Source organism: Plantactinospora sp. CNZ320, from assembly GCF_002846275.1.
The window spans coordinates 6,150,746-6,164,068 of record NZ_PJMP01000001.1 but is presented as its reverse complement, the minus strand read 5'-3'; the positions used below and the strand labels follow the sequence as shown (position 1 = coordinate 6,164,068).

General features: G+C 71.1%; 11 protein-coding genes and 1 riboswitch. Of the genes, 5 read left to right on the top strand and 6 right to left on the bottom strand.

What is annotated here, in order from left to right; all coding sequences use genetic code 11:
* Positions 1–29 precede the first annotated feature (29 nt).
* Together CLT71_RS27670 and CLT71_RS27665 are read right to left on the bottom strand one after the other, a co-directional pair.
* Positions 30–857: a hypothetical protein gene (locus CLT71_RS27670; RefSeq protein ID WP_101369697.1), complete on the bottom strand. Its 828-nt coding sequence runs from the start codon at positions 855–857 to the stop codon at positions 30–32.
* Positions 845–1,558 (bottom strand): TetR family transcriptional regulator, encoded by a 714-nt coding sequence (locus CLT71_RS27665; RefSeq protein ID WP_101369696.1) that lies wholly within the window; start codon positions 1,556–1,558, stop codon positions 845–847. The genes CLT71_RS27670 and CLT71_RS27665 overlap by 13 nt, the downstream gene beginning before the upstream one ends.
* A gap of 104 nt (positions 1,559–1,662) precedes the next feature.
* Here CLT71_RS27665 and CLT71_RS27660 point away from each other — a divergent pair, with 104 nt between their 5' ends.
* Complete coding sequence (locus CLT71_RS27660) at positions 1,663–3,702, top strand: helicase domain-containing protein (protein ID WP_101369695.1); 2,040 nt, start codon at positions 1,663–1,665, stop codon at positions 3,700–3,702.
* A 42-nt stretch (positions 3,703–3,744) separates the two neighbouring features.
* Here the strand turns inward: CLT71_RS27660 and CLT71_RS27655 are convergent, their stop codons facing one another.
* The 3 genes from CLT71_RS27655 to CLT71_RS38240 form a co-directional block, all read right to left on the bottom strand.
* A complete protein-coding gene (locus CLT71_RS27655; protein ID WP_101369694.1) occupies positions 3,745–4,167 on the bottom strand; it encodes a VOC family protein in 423 nt (140 codons plus the stop codon).
* A 101-nt stretch (positions 4,168–4,268) separates the two neighbouring features.
* The gene (locus CLT71_RS27650; RefSeq protein ID WP_101369693.1) at positions 4,269–5,090 is read right to left on the bottom strand and encodes an SAM-dependent methyltransferase; all 822 of its coding nucleotides are present in this window, start codon (positions 5,088–5,090) and stop codon (positions 4,269–4,271) included.
* Positions 5,091–5,252: 162 nt separating this feature from the next.
* Positions 5,253–5,384: a hypothetical protein gene (locus tag CLT71_RS38240; protein WP_486483480.1), complete on the bottom strand. Its 132-nt coding sequence runs from the start codon at positions 5,382–5,384 to the stop codon at positions 5,253–5,255.
* A 24-nt stretch (positions 5,385–5,408) separates the two neighbouring features.
* Positions 5,409–5,495, top strand: a riboswitch (S-adenosyl-L-homocysteine riboswitch).
* Between the two features lie 19 nt (positions 5,496–5,514).
* Here CLT71_RS38240 and metH point away from each other — a divergent pair.
* From metH to CLT71_RS27630, 4 genes are all read left to right on the top strand, one after another.
* Positions 5,515–9,165 carry a methionine synthase gene (gene metH / locus CLT71_RS27645; protein ID WP_101369692.1) on the top strand — a complete coding sequence of 1,217 codons (3,651 nt, stop codon included), beginning with the start codon at positions 5,515–5,517 and terminating at the stop codon, positions 9,163–9,165.
* Positions 9,166–9,270: 105 nt separating this feature from the next.
* Positions 9,271–9,873 (top strand): hypothetical protein, encoded by a 603-nt coding sequence (locus tag CLT71_RS27640; RefSeq protein ID WP_101369691.1) that lies wholly within the window; start codon positions 9,271–9,273, stop codon positions 9,871–9,873.
* A gap of 235 nt (positions 9,874–10,108) precedes the next feature.
* A complete protein-coding gene (locus CLT71_RS27635) occupies positions 10,109–10,708 on the top strand; it encodes a DinB family protein (RefSeq protein WP_486483479.1) in 600 nt (199 codons plus the stop codon).
* A 145-nt stretch (positions 10,709–10,853) separates the two neighbouring features.
* On the top strand, positions 10,854–11,342 hold the full coding sequence (locus CLT71_RS27630) for a type II toxin-antitoxin system PemK/MazF family toxin (protein ID WP_101369689.1): 489 nt from the start codon (positions 10,854–10,856) through the stop codon (positions 11,340–11,342).
* 65 nt (positions 11,343–11,407) lie between these two features.
* On the opposite strand, the gene CLT71_RS27625 is transcribed toward CLT71_RS27630, so the two are convergent.
* Positions 11,408–13,162 carry an ABC transporter substrate-binding protein gene (locus tag CLT71_RS27625; protein ID WP_101369688.1) on the bottom strand — a complete coding sequence of 585 codons (1,755 nt, stop codon included), beginning with the start codon at positions 13,160–13,162 and terminating at the stop codon, positions 11,408–11,410.
* Positions 13,163–13,323 lie beyond the last annotated feature (161 nt).

Genomic DNA, 13,323 nt, shown 5'->3' with positions numbered 1-13,323 from the left:
GCGGCACCCGGTGGCGCCCCGGCGGTCGGTCACGGGGCGCGGCGGTCGAGGTCGGCGCAGTCGTGTTCGTCGGGCAGCAGCGGCCGGACCGCGACGCCGAGCAGTTGCCCACCGCTGCGCCAGCGGGTGGTCAGCGGCGCGGCCCGCGCCAGCGCCACCGTCGCCGCGTCCGGTCCGGCCGGGTCGAGCAGCGTGCATACGCCGACCTGGGTACGGACCCCGGCCAGGAGATCCGGCCCCGCCCAGGGCGGCGACGCGTCGGCCTCCGTCGGCGCACCCCAACCGCCCGTGGCGAGTACGGCGACCCGGGTCGGGTGGTAACCGGCGCCGCCGACCCGGTCTGCGGTCGGTACGAGGACCCGCAGCGTCCGGCGGAACTCCACTATCCGGCGCCGTGCCCCCGTGTCGTCCTCGGTCGGCGACACCAGGGTGGTGGTGTGCAACCGTCCGGCCGAGCGCAACGAGGCGACCAGCAACGAACCGTCGGTGGCCGGCACCGGGTCGTCGAGATGACGGGCCCGAACCAGGCCGGCGGCGTGGGCGAGCCGGTAGATCTGCCGGTACCGGTCCTGGTCGAGCTGGTACTCCCGGGCCTGGTGCACCGAGCCGTCCCAGTTGCCTCCGACGATCACCCGGCCGCCGCCGTAGATGCTGAACTCGGGCAGTTCCGCCCGCTCGTACACCGGGGTCATGCTCCGCCACTCCCGCAACTGGAGCACCAGCGTGCCCGGGTCGGCCGGCGGCTCCGGCACCGTCCCGGGGTCGGACCCGGGTGTCGAGCCGGCGAGCAGGCCGAGTAGGCAGATGTTGATGAGGGCCGGGGCGAGGCCGCCGGTGACCCGGATCAGTGATCGCACCTCGCTGAGACGACGCGCCCGGAGAACGCGTTCCGGTCGGGTGCCGAGCCTTCGCCGTAGAAGGTGGCGAGGCCGGACTCGAGCAGGTCGAACGCGTGGTTGGCGGCGACCACCGCGTCCGGATGGACCTCTGCGGCGGAGCGACCCTCGATCAGGCGACGCCAGTTCTCCCGGGCGAGGATGCGCTGGACCGCGATGATCTGGCCAGCGGCCAGCCGGGAGGTGAGTCCTCCCGATGGCGCCTCGGCCGGGCCGGGGATCTCGTCGAGCGCCTCCGCCAGGGTCGCCTCTTCCGTTGCGGCATAGCTGGCCACCCGGGCGGCAAGGCTTGGCGTCGAGAACACCATCCGGTGGTAGGCGAGCACCTGGTCGTGGTCGTTCAGGCCGGTGACCGGATCGCGCCGGTCGAGCCCGTCGAGGAAGTGCCGGCGCAACGCGCCGAGCGGGCTCTCGCCGGCCGCCCGCCCGCGGACCACCCGCGCCGGCTCGCCCTGATGGTCCGCGATCCGGTGCAGGACGAGGTCCTCCTTGGATGCGAAGTACTTGAACAGGGTCGGCTTGGACACCTCTGCCGCCGCAGCCACGTCGGCCACGGAGACCGCATCGAACCCTCGGTCGAGGAAGAGTGAGATCGCCGCCGCCGAGATCGCGTCGTGGGTGCGCCGCCGCTTGCGCTCGCGGAGCCCTACCTGCTCGGTCACCCGACGAGCCTAGCCCATCTCACATTACCGAGCCAATTTCTTGTACGAGTTATAGTCTTAACTCAGTTAAGCTTGTTCCCTGACCATGCCCCGAAAGGCTTGCCGTGAGCAGACCTCTCGATCTTGATCTCGCCGACGAACGGGCGCACCTGGCCGCCGCCCGGGCCGCGCTGGCCCACCTGCTGGACATCGCCCGGCTCCGCGTCGCGACCGGGGCGAACGTCGCCGGCGACCGCTACACCGCCGAAGTCCTGGGCCGAGTGCTGAAAAGCCACGCCAAGGAACTCGCCGAGGAACCGGACGGGCCGCTCTACTTCGGACGCCTCCAGTTCGAAGCCGGTCCGGAGGCCGGTGAACACGGCGGGCAGCGTTACCGCCTCGGCCGGCGCCACGTCGCCGACGAGTCCGGCGATCCGTTGGTGATCGACTGGCGGGCACCGGTGTCCCGCGCCTTCTACCGCGCCAGCGCCCGGGACCGCCAGGGCGTGGCGGTGCGGCGCCGCTACGGCTGGAGCAGCCACTCGCCGGGCCCGGCCAAGCTGACCGGCTTCGAGGACGAGCACCTGGACCGTGGCGACGCGCCGGGCACGAGCAGTCGCCTCGTCACGCAGGAGATCGAACGCCCCCGGGTGGGCCCGATGCGGGACATCGTCGCCACCATCCAGCCCGAACAGGACGACCTGGTCCGGGCCGACCTGGACGAGTCCGTCTGCGTCCAGGGCGCCCCCGGCACCGGCAAGACCGCCGTCGGGCTGCACCGCGCCGCCTACCTGCTCTATACGCACCGCAGGAGGCTGAAGCGCAACGGCGTACTCGTGATCGGGCCCAACCCCACCTTCCTGCGGTACATCTCGGCCGTACTCCCGGCCCTCGGCGAGGTCGACGTCGAGCAACGTACCCTCGACCAACTCCTCGCCCACCGACCGGTCTCCGCCACCGACACCGATGCGGCGGCAGCCGTGAAGCACGACGCCCGGATGGCCGGCGTGCTCACCCGGGCCCTGTACGGCCGGCTCGGTGAACCGACCGACGCGATCACCGTGCCGGACGGGTCGTTCCGCTGGCGGCTGTCGGCGGAGGTCCTGGGCCGCCTCGTCGGCAAAGTCCGGCAGGAGTCGCCGCTGTACGGCGTCGGCCGGGAACGGCTCCGCGCCCGCATCGTCGGCCTGCTGCAACGGCGGGCCGAGGCTCGGGGCCAGACCCCGGGCGGTGCCTGGAGCCAGCGGATGGGCCGGTGCCGGCCGGTCAAGGACCTCCTCGACCAGGTCTGGCCCGCCATCCGACCCGAGGAACTGGTGGCGACGCTGCTCGGCGACCCGGCGGCGCTCGCCGAGGCGGCCGACGGCCTGCTGACCCCGGCGGAGCAGGCGGCGATCTCGTGGCCCCGGCCGCGTACCGCGAAGACCGCCCGATGGTCGTCGGCCGATCTCGTCCTCATCGACGAGGTCGCCGGTCTGATCGACCATCCGGGCGCCTATGGGCACATCATCCTCGACGAGGCCCAGGATCTTTCACCGATGCAGTGCCGCGCACTGGCCCGCCGCAGCGGGCACGGCTCGCTGACCGTGCTGGGCGACCTCGCCCAGGGCACCACGCCCTGGGCGGCGGTCAACTGGTCCGACCAGCTGACCCACCTCGGGAAGCCGAAGGCGCAGGTGGTGGCGCTGACCACCGGGTTCCGGGTACCCGGTGCGGTGGTAGGGCTGGCGAACCAGCTACTCGGCACCCTCAACGTGGACGTGCCCGCCACCCGGGCCGTCCGCGTCGACGGCGCACTGCGATTCCGGCGAGCGGACGACCTGCCCGCCGAGACGGTCGCGGCGGTACGCGACGCGCTTCGCCACGAAGGCTCGATCGCGGTCATCACGGCGGACGCCCGTACGTCACCGCTGGGCGGCGCGCTGACCGCGGCGGGTATCCGGACCATCGGCGCCGACGCCGTCGGGGCAGCCGGCACGGTGACCGTCCTGCCCGCGACGATGGCGAAGGGCCTGGAGTACGACCACGTCATCGTCGTCGAACCGGCCGACATCGTCGACGCCGAAGCACGCGGGCCGTTCCGGCTGTACGTGGTGCTCACCCGGGCCGTCTCCCGCCTCGACATCGTGTACCACCGCCCGCTGCCCCCGGCCATCAGCCGGTGAGCCGGACCCGTGGCGCCCGTCGCCCGCTCCCGATCACCCCGGTCAGCCGGCGTTGGACCAGGAGCGGCTGGACAGCACCAGTCGGTAGCCGTCCGGATCCTCGAACGTCACGCCCCAGCGGTCCCAGTACGCGCCCTGGCCGACCCGCCGGCCGCCGGCCGCCACCAGCCGGTCGACCAGCGTGTCGTCGACAGGGGCGGCCAGGTAGAGCACGAGCAGGTCCTCGGCGCTCGGCGCGGGGTGGACGTCCAGGTGCGGGCCGCTGACGATCTCCAGGTGCCAGCTCGCCTCCGGCCAGCCGAGCATCAGCAGATCGTGCTCCCCCGGGCCGGCGCCGGCCGACCGGTACAGCACCGCCAGCCCGAGCCCGGCGACGTAGAAGCGTTCGACCGCCGCCGGGTCGCGGCTGGGCCGGGCTATCCGCAGGTGCGCTCCGGCATCGATCGGGCGGGTACTGGCGTCCATCGGCAACGTGACCTCCTCGGCGGGTACACCAGATCCTGCTGGTTGAACCGCGCTTGAGGTCAACGACTGTTCCGGACGGCGTACGGCGGGCGCCGGTGCCGTCAGGGTTTGCGGGCCACTCCGCCGACGATGGTGTGGTAGGTGTCGGTCTGCCGGTAGTCCTCGGTGCCGTCCGGGCGCCACTCGGCCAGCGGCACCAGGCCGGGCGGCAGCAGCTCCAGGTCACCGAAGTAGGTGGAGATCTCCTGGTGGGTACGCCAGCGGCCGGTGCCGAGGGTCTCGTTGAAGACCTTCTCCACCCCCCGGGCCCGGCGGGACACCTCAGGATGGGCGTCACCCGGATCGTGGAAGTGCGAGATCGCCAGATAGCTGCCGGACGGGAGTGTGGCGACGAGCCGGCGGGTGACGTCCCCCGGACCCTCCTCGTCGCTCAGGTGGTGCAGGACCGCCAGGAGCAGCAGCCCGACCGGCCGGTCGAAGTCGATCATCCCCCGGACATCGGGGTGTTCGAGGAGCTGCTCCGGCTGCCGGAGGTCGGCCTCGACCACCGAGGTGGTCCGGGCGTCCGCGAGCAGGGCCCGCCCGTGCGCGAGCGCCATCGGGTCGTTGTCGACGTAGACCACCCGGGCGGCCGGGTCCACCTCGTGGGCGATCTCGTGCACGTTGCCCTGGGTCGGCAGTCCCGAGCCGATGTCGAGAAACTGCCGGATGCCGGCCTCCGCAGCCAGATATCGGACTGCCCGGCGGAGGAAGGCGCGACAGGCGCGGCCCGCCTCCGGACCGTCCGGCGTGATCCGCAACGCCATCTCGGCCGCCTTCCGGTCGACCGCGAAGTTGTCCTTGCCGCCCAGCATGAAGTCGTAGACCCGGGCGATGCTTGGGCGGGTGATGTCGACGCCCGGCGGGGCCTTTTCGCTCGTCAAGACGGCGATACCTCCATGCGGACAGCGTGTGACCACGGATTGGCGGCAGCGGTGTGTGGCGATGCCGGCCGCCGGACCGGCATCGGTGCCGGACACGCGTCGCCTGACGCATGCGCACCGAGCGTAGATGAGACAGTCTCGTCCCGTCGATCCCCCAGCCGATCAATCACCGTTGATATCGGCCAGCCGGGCGACGCCGGCACCCGCGCGCTGGCTGGGGTACGCCCGCCAGCAGTCGGTACGCCCCGCCGGCAGCCGGGCGTCCCGCAGACTGAGCGGTCCCGACCGGTCCACGCCCGATCCGGTATCCTCATTCCTCGGGTCGAGAGGCGCTGCAACGGGCGAAATGCCCGCCACGCTCGGCCCGGTTCCACCCGTTACGTCAAGTAAGGGCGCCTCCGTTCTTCACGACGGAGGTGGCCACGTGAATACGACGCCGACCCGGGCCGACGATCGCAGGTCCCGCACAGCCGCGCTGCGCGAACTGCTGGCGCAGCGGATCGTCGTCATCGACGGCGCCTGGGGCACGATGCTCCAGGGCGCCGGGCTCACCCCGGCCGACTACCGGGGCGACCTGCCGGCCGACCACCCGCACGACGTGACCGGTGACCCGGACCTGCTCAACCTGACCCGGCCGGACGTCGTCCTCGACGTACACCGGCGCTACCTGGCGGCCGGCGCGGACATCACCTCGACGAACACCTTCACCGCGACGAGCATCGCGCAGGCCGACTACGGCCTCCAGGCGCTGGTCCCGGAGATGAACCTGCGCGGCGCCCAGCTCGCCCGGCAGGCCGCCGACGAGGCGGGCGGCAGGTTCGTCGCCGGCTCGGTCGGGCCGCTGAACGTGACCCTGTCGCTCTCGCCCCGGGTGGACGACCCGGCCTTCCGGACGGTCTCCTTCGACACCGTCCGGGACTCCTACGCCGAGCAGATCCGGGCGCTGGTGGAAGGCGGCGTCGACATCCTGCTGATCGAGACGATCTTCGACACGCTCAACGCGAAGGCCGCCATCGCCGCCGCCCGGGAGGTGGCGCCGGATCTGCCGCTGTGGATCTCGGTGACCATCGTCGACCTGAGCGGCCGGACCCTCTCCGGGCAGACCGTCGAGGCATTCTGGAGTTCGATCGCGCACGCCGAGCCGCTGGTCGTCGGGGTCAACTGCGCGCTCGGCGCCACCGAGGCGCGTCCGCACGTCGCCGACCTGGCCCGGCTCGCCGACACCTACGTCGCCTGCCACCCGAACGCCGGGCTGCCGAACGCGTTCGGCGGCTACGACGAGCAGCCCGAGGAGACCAGCCGGCTGCTCCGCGAGTTCGTCGACGCCGGCATGGTCAACATCGTCGGCGGCTGCTGCGGTACCGGCCCGGACCACATCGCCCGGATCGCCGCCGCCGTCGCCGGCCAGCCACCCCGACCGGTACCGGTGGTGCCGAGCGTCACCAGGTTCAGCGGGTTGGAGCCGTTCGCCATCGGCCCCGACACCGGCTTCGTGATGATCGGCGAGCGGACCAACGTGACGGGGTCGGCGCGGTTCCGCCGGCTGATCGAGGCCGACGACTACCAGGCCGCCGTCGACGTGGCGCTGGAGCAGGTACGCGGTGGCGCCAACATCCTCGACGTGAACATGGACGCCGACCTGCTCGACAGCGAGCGGGCGATGACCACCTTCCTGAACCTGATCGCCACCGAACCCGAGGTCGCCCGCATCCCGATCATGATCGACAGCTCGCGGTGGAGCGTGCTGGAGGCCGGGCTCAAGTGCGTGCAGGGCAAGGGGATCGTCAACTCGATCAGCCTCAAGGAGGGTGAGGAGGCGTTCCTGGAGCAGGCCCGGCGGATCCGCGACTACGGCGCCGGTGTGGTGGTGATGGCCTTCGACGAACTCGGTCAGGCCGACACCACCGAGCGGAAGGTCTCGATCTGCGCCCGAGCCTACGACCTGCTCACCCAGCGGGCCGGCTTCGCTCCCACCGACATCGTCTTCGACCCGAACGTACTGGCGGTGGCGACCGGGATCAGCGAGCACAACGGGTACGCGAAGGCGTTCATCGACGCGCTCCCGCTGATCAAGGAGCGCTGCCCTGGAGCGAGGACCAGCGGCGGCATCTCCAACCTGTCGTTCTCGTTCCGCGGCAACGACGTCGTACGCGAGGCGATGCACTCGGCGTTCCTGTTCCACGCCGTACGGGCCGGGCTGGACATGGGCATCGTCAACGCCGGTCAGCTCGCCGTCTATCAGGACATCCCCGCCGACCTGCTGGAACTCGTCGAGGACGTGCTCTTCGACAGGCGCCCGGACGCGACCGACCGGCTGGTCAGCTTCGCCTCCACGGTCAGCGGCTCCGGCACCCGGCGCACCGTCGACCTCGCCTGGCGGGAGACCCCGGTCGCCGAGCGCCTGTCGTACGCGCTGGTGCACGGCATCGTCGACTTCGTCGAGGCCGACACCGAGGAGGCGCGCAAGCAGGCCGACCGCCCGCTCGACGTGATCGAGGGGCCGCTGATGGATGGCATGAAGGTCGTCGGCGACCTCTTCGGCTCCGGCAAGATGTTCCTGCCCCAGGTGGTCAAGAGTGCCCGGGTGATGAAGCGCTCGGTCGCCTACCTGGAGCCGTACATGGAGGCGGAGAAGGAGCAGGCCCGGGCAGAGGGCCGGCTCGACACCAACCGGGGCCAGGGCAAGGTGGTGCTGGCGACGGTCAAGGGCGACGTGCACGACATCGGCAAGAACATCGTCGGCGTGGTGCTCGGCTGCAACAACTACGACGTGGTCGACCTCGGCGTGATGGTGCCGGCGGCGAAGATCCTGGACACCGCGATCGCCGAGGGCGCCGACGCGATCGGGCTCTCCGGGCTGATCACCCCGTCCCTGGACGAGATGGTCGCGGTCGCCGCCGAGATGCGGCGGCGCGGGATGAACCTGCCGTTGCTGATCGGCGGGGCCACCACCTCCCGGCAGCACACCGCGGTCCGGATCGCCCCGGCGTACGACGGCAGCACCGTGCACGTGCTCGACGCGTCCCGGGTGGTCGGGGTGGTCTCCGACCTGCTGAACCCGGAGCGGGCCGCCGAACTGGACGTACGCAACCGCGCCGAGCAGCAGCGGCTGCGCGAGCAGCACGAGGGGCGGGACAGGGTTCCGCTGCTCACCCTCGACCAGGCCCGGGAGAACCGGGAAGAGGTCGACCACACCGAGCCGCCGGTGCCGGCCTTCACCGGCGTACGCGTCGTCCGGCCCGAGCTGACCGAACTGCGCGAGATGATCGACTGGCAGTTCCTCTTCCTCGCCTGGGAGTTGAAGGGGAAGTTCCCGGCGATCCTCGACCAGCCGGTGGCCCGGGAACTCTACGACGACGCCAACACCCTGCTCGACCAGATCATCGCCGACGGCACGCTCACCGCCGTCGGGTCGTACGCCTTCTGGCCGGCGCACGCCGAGGGTGACGACATCGTGTTGACCGGCGAGGCCGCCGGCTCCCGTTTCCCGATGCTCCGCCAGCAGACCGCCAAGCCGGCCGGGCGGCCGAACCGCTGCCTCGCCGACTACGTCGCGCCGGCCGGTGACCACCTCGGCGGCTTCGCGGTGGCGATCCACGGTGCCGAGGAGTTGGCCGCCGGATTCGAGGCGCGGCACGACGACTACCGGGCGATCATGGTGAAGGCGCTGGCCGACCGGCTCGCCGAGGCATTCGCGGAGTACCTGCACCTGCGGGCCCGGCGGGACTGGTACGAGCCGGACGCCGACCCGGCGATCGAGGACCTGCACGCCGAACGGTTCCGGGGCATCCGTCCCGCCCTCGGCTACCCGGCCAGCCCCGACCACAGCCTCAAGTCTCGGCTCTTCGAGTTGCTCGACGCCGAGGCACTCGGGATGGGCCTGACCGAGTCGTACGCGATGACGCCGGCCGCCAGCGTCAGCGGGCTGCTCTTCGCGCACCCGTCGTCGCGATACTTCACAGTCGGCCGGCTCGGTCGGGACCAGGTCGAGGACTACGCGGCGCGGCGCGGGCTGCCGATCGCCGAGATCGAGCGCTGGCTCCGCCCCAACCTGGGGTACGACCCCAAGCAGTGACCGAGGTCGTCCGGTCAGCCAACCAGCCCTCCATCCATTCGTCTCCGCCGATCCTCCGTTCGGCTCACTACCCTGGTCAGTGGCGGCCGAGGGGAGGAGACGGCGGTGGAACTGCGAGATCCGGGCTCCTGGCGGATCGGCATACGTCGGTGGGACTTCCTGATCGACTGTGCACTGTGGATTCGGGCCAGCGAGCGCATCGAGGTGCCGTCGCACCGGCTGGTACCCGGTCCGCTGGACCTCGACGAACCACCGGCGCCGACCCGGCCGCTCGGCTTCGTGCCGGGCGCGGAGTGGCTCGGCTGGTGGCTTTCGCTTGTCGACCCGGCGGCCCGGCGTCCGCCGCCGCACGCCGGGCTGGAGCCGGCCGACGACACCCCGGATCCGCTCGGCCTGGCGCCGTGGCCGACGCTGCGCCGGGTGGTCGCCGAACGCTGGCCGGAGGCCCGCGACTGGCACGTCGCCCGGCAGCGTGACTCCTTCGCTAGAACGGATCCGGGCAACCCGGCCACCGCCGAGGTGGTACGCCAGGTCGAACGCTCGCTGAGCCGCTCGGTACGCCCGTTCAGCGTCGAGATCATCCTGCTTCCGGTACGCGACGAGGTGATCCGCCGGGTGGACCACGAGCGTTACCTCGTACCGGAGCGGGTGCACGACAGTCCACGGTGGTCGGTCTGGCTCCGCGACCTGGTGCTGCGGATCGGCTGACCGGCACCCCGCCGGCCGGTTTCCGGCCCGGTTTGTCGGTGGTGGTGGATAGTCTCCCGGACGGCCGGCCCGGCCCTCGGTCCGGCCCTCGGTCCGGCCCTCGGACACCGACGGCTGGCCCGGTTCCGGCTGGTCCCGCCGACCGGTCCGGTCGGTGCTGCCCTGGCACTCGTCCGGCATGGTCGTCGATTGGCGGACGAGTCGGACATGCTGGCAAATGTCGAAGGAGATGCGGATGCTCGACCTGGATCCTGCCGCACAGGAGGTGATCCGGCTGGTTGCCGGGATGACCGACGACCAGTTGACCGACCCGACACCGAGCACTGATACCTCGGTGGCCGCCCTGCTGGACCATCTGATGGGCCTGTCGCTCGCCTTCACCTGGGCGGCGCGCAAGTCCGACGGGGACGGCCCGGGCGGCTCCGCTCCGCCTTCAAAGGCCGGCCCCGTCAGCCTCGATCCACAGTGGCGCAGCGTCCTGCCGGCCAGGCTTACCGAGCTGGTCGAGGCATGGCGGCAGCCGGACGCCTGGGTCGGGATGACCACCGCCGGCGGGGTGACGATGCCCGCCGAGGTGATGGGCATGGTCGCGCTGGACGAGTTGGTGCTGCACGGCTGGGACCTGGCCAAGGCGACCGGTCAGCCGTTCCACTGCGATCCGGCCAGCACCGAGGCGGTGCTGGCGTTCACCACCGAGTCGGCCCGCCCGGAACAGGCCGCCAGCCGCGAGGGACTGTTCGGGCCGGTGGTGCCGGTGCCGGCGGACGCACCGCCGTTCGACCGGGCACTGGGCTTCAGCGGCCGCGACCCCGGCTGGACACCACCGGCCCGCTGAACCGCCGCCCCCGCACACCCGGCCCGGCTACCCCCACCCCCACACGCCACAGCGCGCTGAACCGGACGTGCCGGTTGGTTACGGCCCGGCTCGGCCTGATCGAGCCGGGCCGGGCCGGTCTGGCGGGGGCGGGTAGGGTTCCGCCGTGGCGAATCTCTGGAAGGGCGTGACCGCGACCGTCAGCCGGGTGACTCGGCGTGCCTCGGCGCGAACCGGGGGTCCCATCCCCGCCCAGCCCGCACGACGACGCCAGGTCTCCGCGTTGCAGCGTCGGGAGCTGACCTACGCCCCCGAGCTGGACGGACAGGCCGATCCGGGCGAGATCGTCTGGACCTGGGTGTCCTACGAGGACGATCCGCGCCAGGGCAAGGACCGTCCGGTACTGGTGGTCGGGCGGGTCAGCCGGACCCTCTTCGGGCTGATGCTCTCCAGCCAGAGCGACCGGGACGGCCAACGGCACTGGCTCGCCCTCGGCCCCGGCGAGTGGGACCGGGACAACCGGCCGAGCTGGGTCCGCCTCGACCGGGTGCTGACGATGCGCGAGGACAGCATCCGCCGGGAGGGCGCGGTGCTGGACCGCGCCCGCTTCGACAAGGTCGGCCGGGCACTGCGTACCGGCTACGGCTGGCGCTAGCCGAGGTGTAAGGAAGGGCCCCTTCTTATACAAAAAGCGATAAGAAGGGGCCCTTCCTTACACCGCTACTGCTTGAGGTGTGCGTTGTAGAAGACCGGGGTGCCGAACTGCTCGGAGATGATCAGGCCACCGACCTTGGCGCCGCTCACCATGAAGGTGTTGTCCTGGTAGATCGGCACGACCGGGACGTACTTCTCCATGATCATCTGGTCGATCTTGGCCCACTCCGGGCCCGCCTCGCCGGCCGGTAGGTTGCTCACCCGGTCGATCTCGGCGTTCACGTCGTCGGCGTTGAAGTACGACACGTTGGAGTTGCCCTTCGGCCCGAGCTTGCGGCCGTCCCAGAGCACCGGGATCGTCGAGACCGCACTCGGCCAGTCCGCCGCCCAGTTCGACAGGTAGATGTCGTACGGGTTGCCCCGGGTCCGGGCGGTCGGGTTGTGGTCCTCGACGTACTGCACTGTCACGTCGAAGCCCGCCTTCTCCAGGCTCTGCTCCACGATCGGCGCGGTCTGCTGGCCGAAGGCGTTGGTCCGGGACATGAAGACCAGCTTCGGCTTCTGCCCGCCGAGCAGCTCCTTGGCCTTCTCCGGGTTACCGGTCGGCCCACCGTCGTACGGGTTGGGGTAGTTGGCCTGGCCGATGGTGGTGTCGGCCAGCAGGGTGTGGGCCAGCTTGCCCGCGGCGTCACCGCCCTGGGTGGCGAGCAGGCCCTGCTTGTCGATCGCGTACGCGATGGCCTGCCGTACCTTGACGTCCTTGATCCGCTCGTTGTTGATGCTCAGGTACCAGACCGACGGGGAGGTCTTGCGCAGCACCCGGTCGCCGAGCGAGGTGTCGCCGAGCACCGTGTTGACCAGCGCCTGCGGGACCTCTTCCCAGGCCACGCCGCCCTGGTCCGCGCCCTGGCCGGCGAGCGCCCGCTCGGTGGCGGCGGTGTCGTCGGGCCCGATCTCGACCTCGATGGTGTCCGGGTAGGCATGCCGCAGCGGGTCGGTCTTCGGGTCCCAGTTCGGGTTGCGCTCCAGCACGAACCGGGTGTCCTTGACGTACTCCTTGATCTTGTACGGCCCGGAGGAGACGACCCGGCGGTCGTACTCGGTCCGGGTGTCCTTGGCCTTCGGCACCGGTACCGAGGTCGGCAGCGAGAGCGCGAACGGCAGGTCGCAGTGCGGCTTGGCGAAGTTGAAGATCAGCGTACGGTCACCGCGCACGACCAGCCCGGGTACGTCGTCGACGCCCGAGGTGTACGGCCCCTTGTAGTTGGCGTTGTACGTCGGGTTGTCGGCCAGCCACTCCTGGACGTACGTCGGGCCGCCGTCGATGCTCTCCTCGAAGGAGCGGGCGATCCCGTACGCCACGTCGGCGGCCTTGATCGGCGTACCGTCCTCGAACTTCACCCCCTCCTTGAGGGTGTACTCCCAGGTCTTGCAGTCGGAGTTGACGTCCTTGCCCGGGTCGGTGGCGAGGTCGCCGACGAGCAGCACGTTCCCCTTGCCGTCCTCCCGGAAGACGGTGAGCGTCCGGGTGAACATCTGCTGGATCGACATGCCGACGAAGGTGTAGGTCCGCTGCGGGTCGAGGTGCTCGAAGTCCTCCTCCTTGTACAGCTTCAGCGTGCCGCCGGGCTTTGCCCCGGGCACCTCGGCCGCCGGCCCCTGGGAGTCCTTCGGGTCGGTCGCGATCGAGCTGGTGAACTGCTTGCCGCCACCGTCGTCGGAGTCACCGTTCTCCCCGGTGTTCTCCGAACAGGCGGCCAGTGCACTGGTCGCGAGTACGAGCGCGGCGCTCGTCGCGGCCACCGCGAGCCTGGGTCGCATAGGAATTCCTCCTGGTCTCGTTCCCGCAGGTCGGAGTCTCGTTCCCACAGGTCCGATCGGTGTCGATCTGTTGAAGGAAATATTCACTCAATCAGACTTGAAGGTAAGTTTCATAGCAGTAACGATGGGACAACGGTTGGGCACCCACCCGCGCCGCGTCG

What these genes read in the sequence shown, in the direction of transcription:
- CLT71_RS27655 (WP_101369694.1), bottom strand. Translation starts at nt 4,167, where the DNA reads ATGGACGCCAGTACCCGCCCGATCGATGCCGGAGCGCACCTGCGGATA.
- CLT71_RS27635 (WP_486483479.1), top strand. Translation starts at nt 10,109, where the DNA reads ATGCTCGACCTGGATCCTGCCGCACAGGAGGTGATCCGGCTGGTTGCC.
- CLT71_RS27625 (WP_101369688.1), bottom strand. Translation starts at nt 13,162, where the DNA reads ATGCGACCCAGGCTCGCGGTGGCCGCGACGAGCGCCGCGCTCGTACTC.